An 18,501-nucleotide genomic window follows, 5' to 3' on the forward strand; every position below is an offset into this window, starting at 1 on the left:
TTGCGTCCGGCCACCCTCGATGCCACTATTTACTGAACGATCGATCGGTAAGGAACGAGGAGGTTCCGCGGGTGGTGCGCACATGAGCTCAGGGTCACTCCGGCCGATGATGGCCCGCGACCGCGCGTCGGCGGCGCTCGGCATGGTCGTCGAGCGGGATGAGCCGGGCGAGTCCGTCGTCAGCATGACGGTCCGCGACGACATGACCAACGGCTTCGCCATCACGCACGGCGGCCTGGTGTTCGCGCTCGCCGACACCGCCTTCGCGATCGCCTGCAACGAGGACGAGCGGGTGACGGTCGCCGCCGGCGCCGACATCACCTTCCTGAAGTCGACCCGCGCCGGCCAGACGCTCACCGCGCGCGCTGTGCGGCGCACCGTGGTCGGCCGCAACGGCGTCTACGACGTCACCGTGACCGACGAGACCGGCGATGTGGTCGCGGAGTTCCGCGGCCGCTCGCTCACCACCAACCGGGCGGCCGCCGGCCACGACGGCAACGCCGGCTGACCCCGCCACTCAACGCCGTGACCACGGAGGACACCATGTCGACGACGACACCGGCACCCGCTGCCCCCGACCGCGCCGAGATCGACCCCGTCGCCGTCACGCGCGACGAGCTGCGCGACCTCCAGCTGGCGCGCCTGCAGTGGACGGTGCGGCACGCCTACGAGAACGTGCCGCTCTACCGCGCCAAATTCGACGCCGCCGGAGTCCGGCCGGACGAGATCCGCTCGCTCGAGGACGTCGTGCGCCTCCCCTTCACCACCAAGGAGGACCTGCGCTCGACCTACCCGTTCGGGATGTTCGCCGTCCCGATGGAGCGGGTCCGCCGCATCCATGCCTCGTCGGGGACGACCGGCCGACCCACCGTCGTCGGCTACACGCAGGGCGACCTGGACCGCTGGGCCGGGCTGGTCGCGCGGTCGCTGCAGGCGGCGGGCGTCGCGGCCGGCTGGAAGGTCCACAACGCCTACGGCTACGGCCTGTTCACGGGCGGCCTCGGCGCGCACGCCGGCATCGAGCGGCTCGGCGCGACCGTCATCCCGATGTCGGGCGGCCAGACCGCGCGCCAGGTCCAGCTCATCCACGACTTCGAGCCGGACGCCATCATGTGCACGCCCAGCTACCTGCTGACCATCGCGGACGCCATCGAGGAGGCGGGCCTCGACCCGCGCGGGACGTCGCTGAAGGTCGCGATCCTCGGAGCGGAGCCCTGGACGAACGAGCTGCGGCACGAGATCGAGCGCCGCCTCGGCCTCGACGCGGTCGACATCTACGGGCTCAGCGAGGTGATGGGCCCCGGCGTGGCCAGCGAGTCGGTCGTCACGAAGGACGGCCCGCACGTCTGGGAGGACCACTTCCTGCCGGAGATCATCGACCACGAGACCGGGGACCCGGTCCCGGACGGCGAGACCGGCGAGCTGGTCTTCACGTCGCTGACCAAGGAGGCGTTCCCGGTCATCCGCTACCGGACCAGGGATCTCACCCGGCTGCTGCCCGGCAGCGCGTACCCGGCGCTGCGCCGCATCGAGAAGATCACGGGCCGCGACGACGACATGATCATCCTGCGCGGCGTCAACCTGTTCCCCGCCCAGATCGAGGAGCTGGTGCTCGGCATCGAGACACTGACGCCGCACTTCGTCCTCGAACTCCGCAAGGAGGGCAGGCTGGACGCCCTCACGGTCCGCATCGAGCGCCACCCCGAGCTCGACCGGGAGGTGTGCGAGGCCGCTGCGCAGGTGCTGCGTCAGAAAATCAAGGTCCACATCGGCACCAGCGTGGACGTCGCCCTCGCCGAGCCGGGGGAGCTGCCGCGCAGCGAGGGCAAGTACAAGCGGGTCTACGACTACCGCTGAGGCGGCGCCGCGGGGTCTCCCTGCTCGGCGGGGAGGAACACGCCGAGCGCGCGGGCGACCCGCCGCAGGGTCTGCTTGAGCCGGTCGAGCTCGGCGTCGTCCAGCCCGAAGTCGACGGCGGCCTCCGCGTCGAGCGTGTCGTGCTGGACCGTCCGGAGCAGCTCGGCTCCGGCCGGCGTGAGCGAGACGTCCAGCCGCCTCCCGTGCACGGTGCTCTGCGTGCGGTGGACCAGGCCGCGCTCCAGCAGGCGCGCGATTGCCGCGGACATGGACTGCGCCGTGACGCCGGAACGGTCGGCGAGCTGCGCGCCGGTGAGGGTGCCGGGGTGCTCGATGTCGAGCTGCGCGAGGGCGGAGAGCTGCGCGGGCGTGAGTCCGTAGTCGCGCAGCCGCTGGTCGAGGCGCTGGGCGAGCGCGCCGTCGATGCGCCGGACGAGATAGGTCAGCCGGTCGCCGAAGTCGCGCGGACCGTGGATGTTCTGCTCGGGCATGCCTTGCACTGTATCAGTCAACTTATATAAGCTGACTGACATAGCTGTTGGGAGACCGCTCATGACCTTCGCATCCGTCCGCTTCCCCACCGACGACGTCCCCGGACTGGTCGCCTTCTACGAGCAGGCGCTCGGCATCACGGCGCAGTGGGCGAACGACCAGTTCGCCGAGCTGGTGACGAGCCGCGGCACGATCGCGATCAGCGCCACCGCCCTCACCGACCGCTTCGCCGCCGCCTCGGTCGCCCCGCGCTCGAACGCGGGCCTGATGCTGGAGTTCCTGGTCGACGACGTCGACGCCGACCGCGACCGCATCGCGGAGCTCGCGGGCGGCCTGGTGATGGAGCCGACCACGCTGCCCTGGGGCAACCGCTCGATGCTGTTCCGCGACCCGGACGGGACGTTGATCAACTTCTTCACCCCGGTGACGCCGGAGGCGGCGGCGCGGTTCGGGGGGAGGTAGCCCCTACAGCCCCTCCGCCACCGCCGCCGCCGCGTGCAGCCACGCCCGCCGCGTGCGCGGCGCGAGCGTGTCGAACGCGAGCCGGCCGCCGTGCATCTCCGGGTCGAACGGGATGGTCACCGCGCGGCGCGCCAGCGGCTCGAAGCCCTTGGCGACGCGGCTCACGTTCGACTCGGGGCCGGTGCGCTCCGACTGGGAGACGATCACCACCGCGTCGCGCGCCAGCCGGGCCGACTGGGCGTCGCGCTGCATCAGCGCCTCCAGCAGCAGCGCTCCCGCCTCCGCGTGCTCGCCCAGCGCTGTCGTCGCGATGACGAGCTGGTCGGTGTGGTCGATCATGCGGAGCCAGCGCTCCGCCGACTCGTCGTTGCCGCTGTCGATGATCACGAGGCGGTAGAACTTCGTCGCCACCTGGTGGAGGCGGTCGAAGTCCGCGCTCGAGATGCGCTGCTGGGTCGCCAGCATGGTCGGGTTGGAGCGCAACACGTCGTACTTGTCCGCGTTCTGGTGGTGGACGAAGTGGCCGATGTCGGCGCTGCGGGCCTCCGCCGACAGCAGTTGGTCGGCGGCGGGGAGCAGCGACTGCAGCGTGGCGTCGTGCTCGTCCTGCTCCGTTCGCCAGCCGAGCGTCCCACGGGTCTCGTTGTTGTCCCAGGCGAGAACCCCGGAGCCGCCGTTGCGGGCGAACACCGCCGACAGCAGCGCGGTGGTGGGCGTCTTGTTCGCGCCGCCCTTCCCGTTCACGATCGCGATGGTGCGCGGGCCGGCCCAGTGCCGGCTGACGGCTTCGAGCTCCTCGCGCTCCTTCAGCTCCGCGGCGGACGGCGACATCGGGATGCCCGCACGCGAGAGCGCGCCGCGGAAACCGGAGCGCGCCAGGTCGGGGCGCGGCTTCTCCACGTGCAGGAACGACGTGCGTTCGGGCGCCCGCGGCACCAGCTCGACCGGCTCGGGCGGGGTGACGGGGGAAGTGCTCACGGGCTTGGCCGGAGTGGGGCGTGGCGCCGCCTCCGCCGCCGGCTCGGGCTGCGCCGCCGGCTCGGGCCGCGCCGCCGGCTCGCCCGCCGCCGCCGACTCGGGCTGCGCCGCCGGCAGCGGCACCGGCGTCGTCGCGGTGGGCGAGCCGAGCAGGTCGGTGAACGGCGCGGCGCCCGGCTTCGGGTCGCGCCCGACCGAGCCGACCAGGTCGTTGAACGTCGCAGGCCGGGGATGCCGCGCACCCTCCCGCGCGTCGGAGAACGGCACCGGTTCGGCCATGCTCTGTGCGGCGAGCTCCTCCTCGTCGCCGATCGAGCCGTCCGGGTGCACGACCAGCAGCCAGTCGCCCTCCTCGTCGGAGACCGTCAACTGCACAGGGTGCCCGGCCTGCGCGGCGATCTCGCCGACGCGGTCGAGGACGACCTCGCGCAACCGCTCAGTGGTCGCCTCGGAGAACCACTCGGGCGATCCGTCGACCAGCAGTTCGCCGGTCGCGTCGGGGTCGAGGCGCACGCTGAGGTGCGGGGACAGGGGCAGGTTGAGGGCCACGGGACTCCTTCCGCGGTCCGCAGCGAGAGAACGGCAGACCGAAGGTGCACGGTAGACCGGTCCGCCGCAGCCGTACACCCGCACTCAGGGGACTGCCAGCAGACGACCAGGCTCCGGGTCGTCGCGATCAGCGCGCGCGGCGCCGGCGGGTGAGCACGCCAGTCACCGCGACGGCGACGAACGTGACCGCGATCAGCAGGAGCGCGCTCGCCGCCGCGAAGTACAGGTCGCCGCGGTCGGAGGCCGTGAAGATCGAGACCGGGAGTGTGCGCCACGACGCCGGGTAGACCATGATCGTCGCGCCGAGCTCGCCCATGCACAGGGCGACGGCGAGGCCGGCGGCGGCGCCGATCGCCGGCAGCAGCGCGGGCAGCACGACGCGCAGCAGCACGCGTGCGCGGGAGGCGCCGAGGCTGGACGCGACCCGCTCCTGCTGCGGGTCCAGCCGGAGCACCGCGGCCGACACCGTGCTGTAGGAGAACGACAGCACGAGGATCGCCTGCGCCAGCACCACCAGCGCGGCCGTGCCGTTCAGCAGGAGCGGCGGCTTGCTGAACGCGATGAGAAGTCCGAGGCCGACCACGACCGACGGCACGGAGACCGGAAGATGGAAGAGCACGTCGACCGTCCGGGCGACCGGCCGAGGCGCGGAGCGGACGGCGATCGCGGCCCAGGCGCCGACGGCGACGGCGAGGACGCTGGCGATCACGGCGGTCTCCACGCTGACGCGGAGGCTGCTGAGGTTGTCGCCGGCGAGGGCGTCGCGGACGTGGTCGAGGCTGAGCGCGGACGGCAGCACACCGTTCCACGATCCGGCGAACGCCGCGACGGCGATGACGGCGAGCGGCAGCACCACCAGGAGGGCGAAGACCAGGCCGAAGACCGTCCAGAGCACGGTCTTGGCGCGGGCCGAGAAGACGATCATGCCCGGCGCCCCCGTCCGGCCGGCGCAGCGCCGCCGGTCCACCGCGCCGCGGCCCAGCGGTACAGCAGATAGAGGCCCACGGAGAGCACGACCTGGACGACGGCCATGATGGCCGCGCCGCTGAAGTCGAAGCTGACGATGCTGCTGGTGTAGATCTGCATCGGCAGGGTCAGCACATCCTTCGCCCCGGTGAACAGCACGATGCCGAACTCGTTCATGGTGAGCAGGAAGGTGAGCATCGAGGCCGCCCCGAGAGCGGGAGCGGCCTCCGGGAGCACGATCGTGCGGATGATCCGCAGCGGTCCCGCGCCGAGGCTGCCCGCGACGTTGAGCTGGTCGGCGGAGACGCCGGAGAACGCGGCGATCAGCGGCGCGACGATGAACGGCGTGTAGAAGGTGATCTCCGCCACGACCACCCCCGCGACGCTGTTGGTGAACGAGAACCGGCCGGCGGCGGGACCGAGCAGCGCGTGCAGCACCCCCGCGTTGCCGTAGAGCACCACGAACGCCAGCGGGATGAGGAACGACGGGAACGAGACGACGGTCTCGATGGCGCGGCGGACGACCGCCGAGCCGCGGAACGGGACGAAGACCAGCACGAACGCCAGGAAGGCGCCGACCACCAGGCAGCCCGCGGTCGAGGCGGCGGCCACGCCGAGCGTGGTGCCGAGCGACCTCCAGAGCGACGGACTGCCGAGCATGGCCGCCCAGCCGGACAGCCCGACCGGATGCCCGTCGTCGTCCAGGAACGACTGCACCACGATCTCGGCGAGCGGGAGGAGGACGAACAGCGCCAGCAGCGCGGCGGGCGCCGCGGTCCAGAGCCAGCCGCGGGACGCCGCGGGACGGCCTGCCGCACGGCGGCTCCGCGGGGCGCGCCCGAGGCGGACGGGGAGGGCCGGCTGCACGATCATGCCGCCGCCTCCGCAGGCTCGGCCGCGGCGGCCGGCCGCGCGGCGGAGGGCTTCTCCTCGAGCAGGTGCACGTCCTCCCGCCGGATCAGCAGCGACACCGCGTCGCCCGCGTGCGGGCGGTCCGCGGTCAGCGGCGCGACGACGGTGACGGCGGCGCCGCCGGAGAGCCGGGCGCGCACGTGGTGGGCCGAGCCGCGCCAGACCGCCGACTCGATCACGGCGGGGATCGCGCCCTCCGCGCCCGGGGCGGCGAGAGCGATCGCGTGCGGGCGGACGCTGACGAGCACGCGCTCGCCGACCGCGCGCCGGGAGGCCGAGCGCCCGGCCAGCCGGTCGTCGCCGAGCAGCAACTCGACGCACTCGCTGGAGGACCCCGAGGCGGCGACCGTCGCCTCGAGGATGTTCGCGCCGCCGAGGAACGTGGCGGTGAAGGCCGACGGCGGCCGCGTGTACAGCTCCTCCGCGGCGCCGAGGTCGACCAGGGCGCCGTCGCGCATGATCCCGATCCGGTCGGCCAGCGCCAGGGCCTCCGACTGGTCGTGGGTCACGTAGAGCATGGCGATGTCCGGCAGCTCGCTCCGCAGCGCCTGGAGCTCCTCCAGCATCGACTCGCGGAGGCGGGCGTCGAGCGCGGAGAGGGGTTCGTCCAGGAGCAGGACGCGCGGCCGCGGCGCCAGGGCGCGGGCGATCGCGACGCGCTGCTGCTGGCCGCCCGAGAGCTGTCCGGGGTAGCGGTCGGCGAAGTCGGACATCCCAACCATCGCGAGCGCCGCCGCCACCCGCTCGGTGCGCTCGCGGCGCGGCACCCGCCGCGCCGCGAGCCCGAAGGCGACGTTGTCGCCGACCCGCATGTGCGGGAAGAGCGCGTAGGACTGGACGACGATGCCGATGCCGCGCTTGGCGGGCGGCAGGGCGGTCACGTCGCGTCCGGCGAGCCGGATCGAGCCGGCGGACACCGGTTCGAACCCGGCGATCGCCTTGAGCGCCGTCGACTTCCCCGAGCCGCTCGGCCCCAGCAGGGCGACGGTCTCGCCCTCGGCGATCCGCAGGCTCAGGTCGCGCAGGGCCACGGCGCCGCCGTAGGCGACCTCCAGGTGCTCCAGCTCGACCGCCGCCGCGCGGTCATCGGTCATCGTCGTCATCTCAGTCCTTGCTTCAGGGGGAGGATCGTCAGCGCAGGGTCACTGACCGGTCGCGGACTTGTACGCCGACACGGTGCTGTCGAGCGAGCCGAGGACCGAGGACCAGTCCGGCTGCCAGAGCTCGACGCCGTCGAGGGCCGTCTTCAGCGTCTGGTAGTTGGCGTCGGTCGGCGTGACGTCGGAGCGGACCGGGAAGCCGAACGCGTCGCCGGAGACGGTCTGCTGCACGTCCTTGGAGAGGAGGAAGGCGATCAGCTTGTCGCCGTTCGCCTTGTCCGGGGCGCCGGCCGCCAGGCCCATCGCATAGGGGAGGGCGACGGTCGCGCGCTTCCCGTCGGCGCCCTTGGGGAAGAAGACCTCGAAGGCCGACTTGTCCGCGGCGATGGACTGCTCCGCCATCTGCAGGTCGCTGTTGGCGACGACGAGCTCGCCCTTCGACACCTTCGGGCCGAGCGCGCCGGTGGAGGAGCTGGGGCCGACGTTGTTCTTCTGCAGCTTGCCGAGGTAATCGAGCGCGGCCTTCTGGCCCATGGTGTGCTCCAGCAGGAGCAGCATCGCGGTGCCGTCGCCGGCCTGGCCGGGCGTGGAGTACTGGATCTTGCCCTGGTAGGAGGGGTCGAGCAGGTCGCTCCAGGCGTCCGGCTTCGGGCTCGCCGCGGTGCCGCGGATCATGCTGGCGTAGTTCTCGACCAGCGAGACGTACTCGCCGCCCGCGTCCTTCTCCTTCGCCGGGATGGCGGACAGGTCGGCCGAGGTCTTCTGCAGGAGGCCCTTGGCCTGGGCCTGCTGGATGAACGGCGGGAGGGTGACCAGCACGTCGGCCTGCGGGTTCGACTTCTCCTTGAGCGCGCGCGAGACGACCTCGCCCGAGCCTGCCTCGACGTACTGGACGGCGATCCCGGTCTTCGCCGTGAAGGCGGCGAACTGCTTCTTGTACCAGTCGCCGAGGCCGTCGGCGCTGTAGATGGTGACGGTCTTCGAGCCGGAGCCCGCGGAGGCGCTGGAGTCGGCGGTGGCGGTGCCGGAGCAGCCGGCCAGCGCGAGCATCGCGGCCGCGGCGAGGGCGCCGGCGACGCCGATTCGGATCGTGTTCTTTCGCATGGGTCAGTTCGCTTTCGTGAGGGAGTGCAGGGCGGGGGAAGGGACGGAGGTGGAGAACGAGGGCCTGTCGAGCACGCGCTCGGCGAGGCCGAGCGCGATGGTCATGCCCACACCGGAGGTCACCGAGACGGCGGTCACGCCGTCGGCGACCTCGCGGACGAGGTAGGGGCCGGTGAGGCTGTGGGCGTACACGCCCTGCCAGCGCTCGACCACGCGCAGCGGGCCGGCGCCGAGCACCTCGGCGACCCGGGCCAGCAGCAGGTCGGAGGTCGCCTCGTCGAGGAACGGATCCATGGTGGCCTCGTAGCGGTGGCTGTCGCCGACGATGATCGTGCCGTCGGGCCGCTGGGTGAACATCACGTTGGCGTCGATGTCGATCACTGCCGGGTCCGTCGCGAGGAACTCCGCGCGCAGCGTCTCGGCCGCGGCCGTCTCGGCGAAGGCCGGGTAGCGGAGCATGGAGGTGCCGGTGAGCACGGCCGGAGCGATGGTCACGCCGTCCGGGGCGGCGACGCGGGCCATCTGCAGGCCGCAGCGGCGGATGCCGTGCTCGGCCGCCTCGGCCGGGTGCACATAGTCGAGGTCGTGGCCGACGCACACGTAGGTCCGCTCGGCGCGGATCATGCCGCGCGAAGTCTGCACGACCCCGTCGCCGGCCTCCAGGTAGGACGTGTTCCAGAGGAAGCGCACGCCCTGCTCGGACAGCCAGCCGGCGATCGAGCCGACCGCCTGGCGCGGATCGACGCGCAGGTCGTCGCGCAGCAGCGCGCCGCCGGCGATGCGGGCGTCGCCCGGGGCGGAGAGCGCGTCGCGGACGGCGGCGGCGTCGAGCAGCCGCACCTCGCCCTGCTCGCGGCCGGCGGCCAGCTCGTCCAGCACGGCCAGCTCGGTGGCGGTGCGCGCGACCGCGACCGCGCCGTGCTGCACGGCGAAGAAGCCCGCCGCGCCGGCCAGGTCGAGCCAGCGGCCGCGGGCGACGTGGGCGAGGTCGAGCAGGTCGCCGGACTGGGCGGTCACGCAGGCGTGGCCGAAGTTGCGGATGGAGGCGCCGACGGCGCGGCTGTCGCGGTCGATGACCGTGACGGTGCGCCCGCGACGCAGCGCCGCGGCGGCGTGGGCGAGCCCGACGATGCCGGCGCCGACCACCAGCACGTCGCTCTCGGCGAGGAACGGTTGTGTCATGCCAGTCACTCTGAGCGACGGCGGACCGCTGCTTCAAGCTGGGGCGGCACTTGTATAGATAAGTTCACGCTGCGTTCACCAACCGGGGGACAGAACGCGCTGGCTCGTCGCGAATTCGCCGAATTCGTTGGCATTTGCGCCAAACCGACTTGTATATTCAGGGCGTGACCCAACCGATGCACCAGCGCCTGAGCGACGAGTTCCGCCGCCGCGTCTTCACCGGAGAGTGGCCGGAGGGCTCTAAAGTCCCGAGCGAGGCGGAGCTCTGCGCCGAGTTCGAGGTGTCGCGCGGCCCGGTGCGGCAGGCGCTCGCGCAGCTGCGGCAGGAGGGCATCCTCGCCGGCGGCCAGGGGCGGCAGCCGATCGTGCGCCGTTCGACGCCCTCCCAACCCGTCGAGGTCTTCCTCTCGTTCACCGAGTGGGTGGAGCAGCGCGGCAAGACCCCGGGCCAGAAGACCTTCGAGATCGCCCGCCGCCCGGCGGGCACACTGGTGGCGGCGCAGCTCGGCATCGACCCGGAGGACCACGTCGTCGCCCTGCTCCGGCTGCGGCTGATCGACGGCGTGCCGACCATGATCGAGCGCACCCACTTCGTGGTCGACGTCGGCTCCCGGCTGTTCGACTTCGACACCGACTCCGGCTCGACGTTCCGCTACCTGCGCGACCAGGGCGTCGACCTCTACAGCGCCCGCCACACCATCGACGCGGTGGCCGCCGACGCGACGGACGTCGACCTGCTCAAGGTCGACCCGGGGACGCCGCTGCTGCGCGAGCGCCGCGTGACCTCCACCGCCACCGGCCGGGCCATCGAGTACGCCGAGGACCGCTACCTGCCCGACCAGACCAACTTCGTCGTGGAGAACATCATCTCCCAGCGCCCGTCCATCGCGCGCATCCGCCCCAGCACCGACACCAGCACCGAGGAGTCCATCGCATGATCCAGCTCGCCGCCTTCGACATCGCCGGCACCACCGTCGACGACCACGGCGCGGTCTACGTCGCCCTGCGCCGCTCGGTCGAGGAGGCCGGCGCGACGGTCGCGGCCGACGACCTGCAGCGCTGGATGGGCACCGACAAGATCGAGGCGATCACCGCCCTGCTCCGCCTCGGCGGCGTCGAGCCGGAGCCGACCGTGGTCGCCGAGCGGTTCGACCGGTTCCGCGCGCTGCTCGCCGAGGCCTACAGCGTCGAGCCGCCGGTCGCCCTCCCCGGCATCCCGGAGGCCATCGACCGCCTCCGCGCCGCGGGCGTCAAGGTCGCCCTGACCACCGGGTTCTCGGACGACGTGGTCGAGCCGCTGCTGGCAGCACTCGGCTGGGAGATCGGGCCGGAGGGACAGCTGGACGCCGTGGTGACGACTTCGGACGTGCCCGCCGGGCGCCCGTCGCCCTACATGATCCACCTCGCGATGCAGCGCACCGGCGTGGCCGACGTGCGCCGGGTGCTCGCCGCCGGCGACACAGTGGTCGACCTGGAGGCGGCGCGCAACGCGGGCGCGATCGCCGTCGGCGTGCTGACCGGGCAGACGCCGCGGGAGGCGCTGGAGGCCGCCGACCACGACGCGGTGCTGGCGTCGGTGGCGGAGGTGCCGGAGTACGTCGGGCTCGGGAGCGCGGCGCCGGCTGTGCGCGCTTGAACGCGCACGCCTGAACATGACAGGGGCCGACGCGCAGCTGCGCGTCGGCCCCTGTCATGTTCAGGCGGCTAGTGCGCCACCACCGGCTCCGCATCCGTCGCCGGCGCCTCGGCGTCCGCCGCGGCGGCCGGCCGGCGCCGCCGGTACAGCAGCGCGGACAGCACCGCGCCGAAGGCGAAGAACCCGGCGCTCCACCAGTACGCGGTGGAGTAGCTGTGCACCGCGGCCTCCTGGAGGACGTGCGGCGTCGGCGGCAGGTGCGCCGCCAGGTAGTCGGTCAGCGCCGTCGCCGCGAGCGTGTTGAGCAGCGCCGTGCCGATCGAGCCGCCGACCTGCTGGCTCGTGTTCACCAGTGCGGAGGCGACGCCGGCGAAGTGCCGGTCGACGCCGAGGGTCGCGGTCTGGATGGCGGCGGGCATGATCGAGCCCATGCCGACGCCCATCACCATGAGCGCGGGGAGGATCTCCGTGCCGTAGTTCGCGCTCACGCCGAGGCGGGTGAGCAGCAGCATCCCGGAGCCCGCGATCACCATGCCGATCGGGACCATGACCTTCGGGCCGAATCTGGGCACGAACAGGTTCGTCGAGAACTGCGCGGCGATGACCAGCATGACGATCATCGGCAGGAAGGCGAGGCCGGTCTGGATCGGCGTGAACCTCAGCGTCGTCTCCAAGTAGTAGGTGACGAACAGGAAGATGCCGAACATCCCGGAGCCCGCGATGAGGATCGAGCTGTAGGAGGCGCCGCGGTTGCGGTCGAGCACGATGTGCAGCGGCAGCAGCGGGTGCGTCGCCTTCCGCTGCCAGAGCACGAAGGCGATCAGCAGCACGCCGGAGGCGGCGAGGAAGCCCCAGGTCAGCGGCGAGTCCCAGCCGTCGCTCTCGGCGTTCGAGAAGCCGTAGACCAGCGAGAACAGCGCGCCGGAGGCCAGGATCGTGCCGGGGATGTCGAGCTTCGGCCGCGGGCCGGACCGGTGACCCGCCGTGACGAAGAACGCGGCGAGGATGATCGCGGCGATCGCGATGAAGACGTTGATGTAGAGGTTCCAGCGCCAGTTGAACTGCTCGGTCAGCACGCCGCCGAGCAGCAGGCCGACCGCGCCGCCGGCTCCGGCGATCGCGCCGAAGATGCCGAACGCGCGGGCGCGCTCCTTCGGCACGGTGAAGGTCGTGGTGAGGACGGCGAGGGCGGTCGGGGCGAGCAGCGCGCCGAACGCGCCCTGCAGCGCGCGGGCGCCGACCAGCATTCCGAAGGTTCCGGCCGCGCCGCCCAGCGCCGAGGCGCCGGCGAAGCCGATCAGGCCGATGATGAAGGCGCGTTTGCGGCCGATCAGGTCGGAGATGCGGCCGCCGAGGAGCAGCAGGCTGCCGAAGGCGAGCGAGTAGGCGGTGACGATCCACTGCCGGTCGGCGTTGGAGAAGCCGAGGTCCGCCTGGGCGGACGGGAGGGCGATGTTGACGACGGTCGAGTCGAGCACGACCATCAGCTGGGCCATCGCCACGGTGACGAGCGTCCACCAGCGCCGCGAGTGCGGAACGCCGCCGTCCGGCGCCGCCGGCGCGACCGAGGGAGAGGGGGAAGTCTGGGTCATGCGGGACAGCATATACGAAACTCAGTAGTTTCGGATCTATCGAGTTCTAAAATTAACCTTAGAATGGTCCACAAGACATCACCAGACCCGACGTCACCCGTCGCAGACACACCCAGGGGGAAGGCCGCAATGACGCAGCTCGACGCCACCGGCTCGCCCAAGCTCGGCCGGAAGCGCGATCACACGCGCGACGCCGACATCCTCGAGGCCGCGCTGGAGGTCCTCGCCGAGACCGGCTACGACCGGATGACGATGGACATGGTCGCTGCACGCGCCAAGGCGGGGAAGGCGACGGTCTACCGGCGCTGGGCCTCCAAGGGCGAGCTCGTCGTCGAGGCGATCGCGTGCATGAAGAAGAACGCGATCGACTTCGACCACCTGCCCGACACCGGCACGCTGCGCGGCGACCTGGTCGCGATGGTCAAGCCGCACACGATCGAGGACGGCGAGCGCAAGCTGCAGATCATGGCCGGGCTCACCTCGATGCTCGCCCGCGACCCCGACCTGGTGGACGCCGTGACCGCCGCGATCGTCGAGCCGCGCGCCTCCCTCAACCGGCTGTTCATGCAGCGGGCGATCGAGCGCGGCGAGATCCCGGCGGAGACGGACGTCGAGACGCTGGCGATGATCATGCCGTCGATGACGGCCTACCGGGTGCTCATCCTGCAGCAGCCCGTCGACCGCGCCTACCTGCTGTCGCTGATCGACGGCGTGCTGCTCCCGGCCGTCGGAATCCGGCCGGGAGCCTGAGCGGCGTTACCGCCGGTCGAACCGCGCGCCCTCCGGCTTGGACGGGAGCAGGTAGAAGACCAGCAGGATGATCCAGCCGACGAGCGGGATGAAGCCGAGGAAGAAGAACGGCCCGGCGAGGTTGGCGTCGTGCAGGCGCCGCCAGATCAGCGCGAGGCTCGGCACCAGGATCGCCAGCCCCCACAGGGTGTAGAGGACGATCAGGATCCAGGCGATCGGACCGTACCCACGGCCGCCGTTGCCGATCGACCCGAGCGTCCCCAGCAGGATCCCGTAGACGGCGCCGATGAGCACGGCGAACAGGAACCACCACCAGAACTCGCTGCGGCTGGCCCGCCCGGTGAAGTCGGCGTACTTCTTGAAGAACCGGCGGATGGCGTCGCCGAACGAGGCGCCGTACAGCGGCTGGTCGAGGGGCGCGGAGGCGGGGCTCTGCGGTGCGGTCATGGTGGATCCTTCCGAGCGAGGTCGTGACAGGCGTCGAGATGGAGCGGCCATAGTCAAGCGCATGCGCTGGGCCTGCGGGGTGCGTACGTGACGGCGTGTTGCGCCGCGGCATTCGTGACGAATGTCGCCTATGGGACGCGGTTTCGCGACATTCGTGACGAACGTCAGCGCGCGCGTCCCCGCGTCAGGATGAGGTGCGCGACCATCGCCGTCCACCCCGTCTGGTGCGAGGCCCCCAGGCCTTGCCCGGTGTCGCCGTCGAAGTACTCGTAGAAGAGGATGTTGTCCTTCCAGCGCGGGTCGGCCGAGAGCAGCGGGTAGCGCGCGTCCGACGGCCGCCGCCCGTCCGGGCCGGGGAGGAAGAGCGAGATCAGCCGCCGGGCGAGATCGTCCGCCGCTTCACCCGGCGTCAGGGAATTGCCCGAGCCGAGCGGGTCCTCGATCCGCACGCCGGTCTCGCCGTGCGACTGGTAGTGCTGGAGCGCCGCGACGAGCAGGGAGTTGAGCGGGAACCAGACCGGGCCGCGCCAGTTGGAGTTGCCGCCGAACAGGCCGGTCGTCGACTCGGCCGGCTCGTAGTCGACCGACGCCTCCACCCCGTCGACCTCGACCGTGAAGGGGTGTTCCCGGTGGTAGGCGGAGACCCCGCGGATGCCGTGGTCGCTGAGCAGCCCGGCCGGGTTGAACACCTGCTTCAGGATCCGCGCGAGCCGTTCGGGCGAGACGAGCGCGAGCAGGTAGACCTGCTCCGTGCCGATCGTGCGCCGGTGGAACGCCGACCCGAGCTCCGGGTGCTTCTGGAGGTACTGGTTGAGGATGCGGCGGAACTCCGGCAGCGTCTTCACGCCGGGCTCGTCGTACGCGAGCGAGGCGACCACGGGCACGAGCCCGACGAGCGAGCGCACCTTCAGCGGGACCTCCCGGCCGTCCGCCAGGTGCAGCACGTCGTAGAAGTAGGCGTCCTCGTCGTCCCACATGCCGGAGTTGTTGGCCGACGCGGCGATCCGCAGGAACTGCTCGCCGAACTTCACGGCGACGTCCTCGTAGACGTCGTCCTCGCGCGCCAGCCGCAGCGCGATCTCGAGCAGGTCGAGCGCGTAGCTCGCCATCCAGCCGGTCGAGTCCGCCTGCTCGATGGTCCCGACCTCGGGGGGCAGGGTCGAGCGGTTCAGCGGCGCGATGTTGTCGAGCCCCATGAAGCCGCCCTCGAACAGGTTGTCCTCGTCGGAGTCCTTGCTGTTCGTCCACCAGGTGTAGTTGATGAGGAGCTTGTGCAGGATGCGGGCGAGGAAGGCGCGGTCCCGGCCGCCGTCGATGAGGAAGACCTGGATCGCCGCCCAGGCGTGCGTGGGCGGGTTCACGTCCGAGAAGTTCCACTCGTAGGCGGGGAGCTGCCCGTTCGGGTGCATGTACCACTCCCGCAGCAGCAGCACGAGCTGCGCTTTCGCGAACGCGGGATCGATGTGCGCCATCGTGACGCAGTGGAAGGCGAGGTCCCAGGCCGCGAACCAGGGGTACTCCCACGGGTCGGGCATGAGGATCACGTCGTCCGCGTCGAAGTGCCGCCACTGCCCGTTGCGGACGGCGGCGCGGCCGGCGGGAGGCGGCGGCCCGGCGGGGTCGCCGTCGAGCCACTTGTCCACGTTGAAGTGGAAGTACTGCTTCGACCAGAGCAGCCCGGCGAAGGCCTGGCGCAGCACACGCGCCTCGTCCGGGTCGTCCGGGGCGTTCTCCAGCCCGGCGTAGAAGGCGTCCGCCTCCGCCTTGCGCTGCTCGAGGACGCGATCGAAGGCGCGGCCGAGGTTCTGCGGCCGGGCGGCGTCCGCGCCTCCCGTGAGGCGCACGCGGATCACCCGGGTCTCGCCCGGCCCGAGGGTCACCGTGTGGTGCAGTGCAGCCTTCGTGCCCACCCGGCCCGGGTTGACGGTGGCGGCGCCGTTCACGACGTGGTCGTCGATCCCGTCCTTGGGGTAGGCGGGGGAGCCGTCCGCGCCGAACAGGCGGGCGGTGTTGGTCTCGTTGTCGCAGAACAGCGCCTCTGCGTCGCCGTCGGCGGCCAGCGCGAGCGCTCCGGACGGTCCCGACCCGAGCACGCGGCCGTCCTCGAAGCGCAGCTCCGGCTTCTCGACGTCGTACCCCCACGACCAGGTGTTGCGGTACCAGAGCGTCGGCAGCACGTGCAGCGTGGCCTCCTCCGGGCCCGCGTTCTCGACCGTGACCCGCATCAGGAGGTCGTGCGGCCCGGCCTTGGCGTAGTCGACGGTGACCACCCAGTAGCGGCCGTCGTCGAAGACGCCGGTGTCGGCCAGCTCGTACTCCGGCTCCAGCTTGCTGCGGCGCGCGTTGGTCTCGATCAGGTCCTCGTAGGGGTACGCGGCCTGCGGGTAGTGATAGCGCCAGGTGTTCCAGGAGTGGGTCGGGGTGCCGTCGAGGTACCACCAGTACTCCTTGACGTCCTCGCCGTGGTTGCCCTGCGGGCCGCTGAGGCCGAACATCCGCTCCTTGAGGATCGCATCCTGCCCGTTCCACAGCGACAGGCCGAGGCACCAGTTCTGCTTCAGGTCGGAGAACGCGGCCATGCCGTCCTCGTTCCAGCGGTAGGCGCGGCTGCGGGCGTGGTCGTGCGGGAAGAAGTCCCAGGCCTCGCCGTCCGCGCTGTAGTCCTCGCGGACGGTGCCCCAGGCGCGCTCGGCGACGTACGGCCCCCAGTCGCGCCAGCCCGTCCCGTCGTCCGCCTGGAGGATCCGCTCGCGCTCGGCGCCGCCGGTGGGCTCGGCCGGGTTCACCTGGGTCATGGTGCCATTCTCGATGGTCGGCGCGACGGCGGTCCAGCACCGGCGCGCGGAGGGAGCGCCAGCGGCCCGGCGTCTCCGCGGCGCAGGTTCTCAGTGGCCCCGGTTCTCAGCGCCCGAGGGTCTCGCGCGGGTACTCGCCGTACTCCGCCCGGTAGGCGGCGGCGAAGCGCGGCACGTGCGCGAAGCCCCAGCGGTGGGCGATCGCCGTGACCGTCTCGCGGTGCACGACGTCCGCGGCGAGGAGGTCGGCGCGCGCCGCGCTGAGCCGCAGCCGGCGGAGGTACTGCGTCGGCGACATCCCGACGATGCGGTGGAACGCGTCCTGGAGCCCGCGCGGCGAGAGCCGGGCGGCCGCGGCGATGTCGCTCAGCCCGATCGGCTCGGCCAGGTGCTCCTCCATGTAGGCGACGGCCCGGCGGATCGTGGCCGGCACGGCGACTGAGCCCTCGTGGACCGGGGGGAGGTCGAGGGTGTCGTTGGGGAAGTCCGCGAGGAGCGCGGCCGCGACCATGCGGAACAGGCCGTCGCGGATCAGATCGTTCTCGAAGGCGCCCGGCTCGCCGCCCGGCCCGCGCACGTGCGCGGCGACGATCGTCCAGTCGCGGGCGTGCTCGGCGTCGAGCGGCGCGCTGCCGGTGAAGCGCACCCGGAGGCCCGGCCGGTCGAAGTGCTGCCGGGCGAGCTCGTCGAGAGCGGCCACGTCGACCTGGACGGCGTCGCCGCGCGACTCGTGCTCCCAGCTGGACTCGATCCGGCCGAGCGGGAACAGGAACGGCCCGCTCGTGTCGAGCTGCTCCCGGCCGGCCCGGACGACCGTCGGCGTGGAGAGCTCGCAGATGGTGTAGGCCGTCATCGGGTCGGCGACGCCGCGGCCCGTGCAGACCAGGTCCAGCCGGTCGACGGACAGCCGTTCGTCGCCGACATGGTTCAGGGAGAAGGAGAACGGGGCGTCGTCGTCCGCCCGGGTGAAGTCGAAGCCGGGCTGCAGGCCGCGGATGACCTCGAGCGCCACGTCGGGCTCCCGCGAGGTCATCGACATCCTCGTCACCGCCACGGCATGAACGGTAGGCGCGTGCTGCGCCGGATGGTAGGGGGTGCTGTCTACCGGTGCTGGGCGCGCTGGTCCTGCGCGGCGGCGAGGTCGTCGACCGCCCGCTGGGTGAGCGCGATCGACTCCTCCTGGTAGCGGGCCAGGAAGGCCAGCTGCTCGGTGGTCAGCGACTCGTGGAGCCGCTGGAACGCCTCCCCGATCGACTGGTACACGTTCGGCCCGGACTGCAGGGCGGCGTAGTCGGCGCTGATCAGCACCCGCCGGCGGTCGGCCGGGTCGTTCTCCCGGCCCGCGAATCCGCGCGCGATGAGCCGGTCGGCGATGCCGGTCACCGCACCGGAGGTCAGGTTGAGCGCGGCGCCGAGCTGGCCGGCCGTCTGGGGGCCGTTCCGCACCAGGAGGTCGAGCGCCTTCATGTCGCTCACGCCGAGGCCGTAGCTCGCGGCCGCCCGCTGCTGGAACAGGGCGGTCAGGCTCGCCGACTGCGCGCCCAGGTCGGTCAGCCGCGCGATCAGCTCGGCGCGTCGGGGCTCACTCGAATCCACCCTTGCAATCCTCTCAGTCACTCATTATCTTAGTGACTAAGTTATCTTAGCCACTAAGGCAAACCTACCGCCAGGCCGCGAGG

At 72.0% G+C, this 18,501-nt stretch carries 18 protein-coding genes; 6 read left to right on the plus strand and 12 right to left on the minus strand.

Annotated features, from left to right (window positions below):
- Window positions 1–82: 82 nt before the first annotated feature.
- The gene (gene paaI / locus HNR13_RS05700) at window positions 83–508 is read left to right on the plus strand and encodes a hydroxyphenylacetyl-CoA thioesterase PaaI (protein WP_179604863.1); all 426 of its coding nucleotides are present in this window, start codon (window positions 83–85) and stop codon (window positions 506–508) included.
- Window positions 509–543: 35 nt separating this feature from the next.
- Window positions 544–1,857, plus strand: a complete 1,314-nt coding sequence (gene paaK, locus HNR13_RS05705; protein WP_179609161.1) for a phenylacetate--CoA ligase PaaK — start codon at window positions 544–546, stop codon at window positions 1,855–1,857.
- Here paaK and HNR13_RS05710 read toward each other — a convergent pair.
- Entirely contained in the window at window positions 1,848–2,348 is a 501-nt protein-coding gene (locus HNR13_RS05710; protein ID WP_179604864.1) for a MarR family winged helix-turn-helix transcriptional regulator, read from the minus strand. The two genes, paaK and HNR13_RS05710, sit on opposite strands and share 10 nt — an antisense overlap.
- Before the next feature lie 61 nt (window positions 2,349–2,409).
- On the opposite strand from HNR13_RS05710, the gene HNR13_RS05715 reads away from it, so the two are divergent.
- Window positions 2,410–2,811: a VOC family protein gene (locus HNR13_RS05715; RefSeq protein WP_179604865.1), complete on the plus strand. Its 402-nt coding sequence runs from the start codon at window positions 2,410–2,412 to the stop codon at window positions 2,809–2,811.
- A 3-nt stretch (window positions 2,812–2,814) separates the two neighbouring features.
- Here HNR13_RS05715 and HNR13_RS05720 read toward each other — a convergent pair whose 3' ends face one another.
- The 6 genes from HNR13_RS05720 to HNR13_RS05745 form a co-directional block, all read right to left on the minus strand.
- Window positions 2,815–4,338 carry an AAA family ATPase gene (locus HNR13_RS05720; protein WP_179604866.1) on the minus strand — a complete coding sequence of 508 codons (1,524 nt, stop codon included), beginning with the start codon at window positions 4,336–4,338 and terminating at the stop codon, window positions 2,815–2,817.
- A 127-nt stretch (window positions 4,339–4,465) separates the two neighbouring features.
- On the minus strand, window positions 4,466–5,263 hold the full coding sequence (locus HNR13_RS05725; RefSeq protein WP_179604867.1) for an ABC transporter permease: 798 nt from the start codon (window positions 5,261–5,263) through the stop codon (window positions 4,466–4,468).
- On the minus strand, window positions 5,260–6,177 hold the full coding sequence (locus HNR13_RS05730; protein ID WP_179604868.1) for a 2-aminoethylphosphonate ABC transporter permease subunit: 918 nt from the start codon (window positions 6,175–6,177) through the stop codon (window positions 5,260–5,262). Before HNR13_RS05730 ends, HNR13_RS05725 begins: the two co-directional genes overlap by 4 nt.
- Window positions 6,174–7,310 carry an ABC transporter ATP-binding protein gene (locus tag HNR13_RS05735; protein WP_218881176.1) on the minus strand — a complete coding sequence of 379 codons (1,137 nt, stop codon included), beginning with the start codon at window positions 7,308–7,310 and terminating at the stop codon, window positions 6,174–6,176. Before HNR13_RS05735 ends, HNR13_RS05730 begins: the two co-directional genes overlap by 4 nt.
- A gap of 48 nt (window positions 7,311–7,358) precedes the next feature.
- Complete coding sequence (locus HNR13_RS05740; protein ID WP_179604870.1) at window positions 7,359–8,420, minus strand: 2-aminoethylphosphonate ABC transporter substrate-binding protein; 1,062 nt, start codon at window positions 8,418–8,420, stop codon at window positions 7,359–7,361.
- A gap of 3 nt (window positions 8,421–8,423) precedes the next feature.
- Complete coding sequence (locus tag HNR13_RS05745; protein ID WP_179604871.1) at window positions 8,424–9,602, minus strand: TIGR03364 family FAD-dependent oxidoreductase; 1,179 nt, start codon at window positions 9,600–9,602, stop codon at window positions 8,424–8,426.
- A gap of 164 nt (window positions 9,603–9,766) precedes the next feature.
- On the opposite strand from HNR13_RS05745, the gene HNR13_RS05750 reads away from it, so the two are divergent.
- Both HNR13_RS05750 and HNR13_RS05755 read left to right on the plus strand, forming a co-directional pair.
- Window positions 9,767–10,540 carry a GntR family transcriptional regulator gene (locus HNR13_RS05750; RefSeq protein ID WP_343063472.1) on the plus strand — a complete coding sequence of 258 codons (774 nt, stop codon included), beginning with the start codon at window positions 9,767–9,769 and terminating at the stop codon, window positions 10,538–10,540.
- Window positions 10,537–11,238, plus strand: coding sequence for a phosphonatase-like hydrolase (locus HNR13_RS05755; protein WP_179604872.1), 702 nt, complete (start codon window positions 10,537–10,539; stop codon window positions 11,236–11,238). The genes HNR13_RS05750 and HNR13_RS05755 overlap by 4 nt, the downstream gene beginning before the upstream one ends.
- A gap of 68 nt (window positions 11,239–11,306) precedes the next feature.
- Here the strand turns inward: HNR13_RS05755 and HNR13_RS05760 are convergent, their stop codons facing one another.
- The gene (locus tag HNR13_RS05760) at window positions 11,307–12,830 is read right to left on the minus strand and encodes an MFS transporter (RefSeq protein WP_179604873.1); all 1,524 of its coding nucleotides are present in this window, start codon (window positions 12,828–12,830) and stop codon (window positions 11,307–11,309) included.
- A gap of 129 nt (window positions 12,831–12,959) precedes the next feature.
- On the opposite strand from HNR13_RS05760, the gene HNR13_RS05765 reads away from it, so the two are divergent.
- Entirely contained in the window at window positions 12,960–13,580 is a 621-nt protein-coding gene (locus tag HNR13_RS05765; RefSeq protein WP_179604874.1) for a TetR/AcrR family transcriptional regulator, read from the plus strand.
- 6 nt (window positions 13,581–13,586) lie between these two features.
- Here HNR13_RS05765 and HNR13_RS05770 read toward each other — a convergent pair whose 3' ends face one another.
- From HNR13_RS05770 to HNR13_RS05785, 4 genes are all read right to left on the minus strand, one after another.
- Window positions 13,587–14,027, minus strand: coding sequence for a DUF805 domain-containing protein (locus tag HNR13_RS05770; protein WP_179604875.1), 441 nt, complete (start codon window positions 14,025–14,027; stop codon window positions 13,587–13,589).
- A 164-nt stretch (window positions 14,028–14,191) separates the two neighbouring features.
- Window positions 14,192–16,822 carry an MGH1-like glycoside hydrolase domain-containing protein gene (locus HNR13_RS05775; protein ID WP_179604876.1) on the minus strand — a complete coding sequence of 877 codons (2,631 nt, stop codon included), beginning with the start codon at window positions 16,820–16,822 and terminating at the stop codon, window positions 14,192–14,194.
- 106 nt (window positions 16,823–16,928) lie between these two features.
- Entirely contained in the window at window positions 16,929–17,855 is a 927-nt protein-coding gene (locus HNR13_RS05780) for a helix-turn-helix transcriptional regulator (protein ID WP_179604877.1), read from the minus strand.
- Between the two features lie 68 nt (window positions 17,856–17,923).
- A complete protein-coding gene (locus HNR13_RS05785; protein ID WP_218881178.1) occupies window positions 17,924–18,418 on the minus strand; it encodes a MarR family transcriptional regulator in 495 nt (164 codons plus the stop codon).
- Between the last annotated feature and the right edge of the window lie 83 nt (window positions 18,419–18,501).

The organism is Leifsonia shinshuensis (assembly GCF_013410375.1).
In the GTDB taxonomy this organism is placed as follows: Bacteria; Actinomycetota; Actinomycetes; order Actinomycetales; family Microbacteriaceae; genus Leifsonia; species Leifsonia shinshuensis.

What these genes read in the sequence shown, in the direction of transcription:
- HNR13_RS05775 (WP_179604876.1), bottom strand. Translation starts at nt 16,822, where the DNA reads ATGACCCAGGTGAACCCGGCCGAGCCCACCGGCGGCGCCGAGCGCGAG.
- paaI (WP_179604863.1), top strand. Translation starts at nt 83, where the DNA reads ATGAGCTCAGGGTCACTCCGGCCGATGATGGCCCGCGACCGCGCGTCG.
- HNR13_RS05745 (WP_179604871.1), bottom strand. Translation starts at nt 9,602, where the DNA reads ATGACACAACCGTTCCTCGCCGAGAGCGACGTGCTGGTGGTCGGCGCC.
- HNR13_RS05740 (WP_179604870.1), bottom strand. Translation starts at nt 8,420, where the DNA reads ATGCGAAAGAACACGATCCGAATCGGCGTCGCCGGCGCCCTCGCCGCG.
- HNR13_RS05760 (WP_179604873.1), bottom strand. Translation starts at nt 12,830, where the DNA reads ATGACCCAGACTTCCCCCTCTCCCTCGGTCGCGCCGGCGGCGCCGGAC.
- HNR13_RS05715 (WP_179604865.1), top strand. Translation starts at nt 2,410, where the DNA reads ATGACCTTCGCATCCGTCCGCTTCCCCACCGACGACGTCCCCGGACTG.
- HNR13_RS05730 (WP_179604868.1), bottom strand. Translation starts at nt 6,177, where the DNA reads ATGATCGTGCAGCCGGCCCTCCCCGTCCGCCTCGGGCGCGCCCCGCGG.
- HNR13_RS05735 (WP_218881176.1), bottom strand. Translation starts at nt 7,310, where the DNA reads ATGACCGATGACCGCGCGGCGGCGGTCGAGCTGGAGCACCTGGAGGTC.
- HNR13_RS05710 (WP_179604864.1), bottom strand. Translation starts at nt 2,348, where the DNA reads ATGCCCGAGCAGAACATCCACGGTCCGCGCGACTTCGGCGACCGGCTG.
- HNR13_RS05770 (WP_179604875.1), bottom strand. Translation starts at nt 14,027, where the DNA reads ATGACCGCACCGCAGAGCCCCGCCTCCGCGCCCCTCGACCAGCCGCTG.
- HNR13_RS05755 (WP_179604872.1), top strand. Translation starts at nt 10,537, where the DNA reads ATGATCCAGCTCGCCGCCTTCGACATCGCCGGCACCACCGTCGACGAC.
- HNR13_RS05780 (WP_179604877.1), bottom strand. Translation starts at nt 17,855, where the DNA reads ATGACCTCGCGGGAGCCCGACGTGGCGCTCGAGGTCATCCGCGGCCTG.
- HNR13_RS05765 (WP_179604874.1), top strand. Translation starts at nt 12,960, where the DNA reads ATGACGCAGCTCGACGCCACCGGCTCGCCCAAGCTCGGCCGGAAGCGC.
- paaK (WP_179609161.1), top strand. Translation starts at nt 544, where the DNA reads ATGTCGACGACGACACCGGCACCCGCTGCCCCCGACCGCGCCGAGATC.
- HNR13_RS05725 (WP_179604867.1), bottom strand. Translation starts at nt 5,263, where the DNA reads ATGATCGTCTTCTCGGCCCGCGCCAAGACCGTGCTCTGGACGGTCTTC.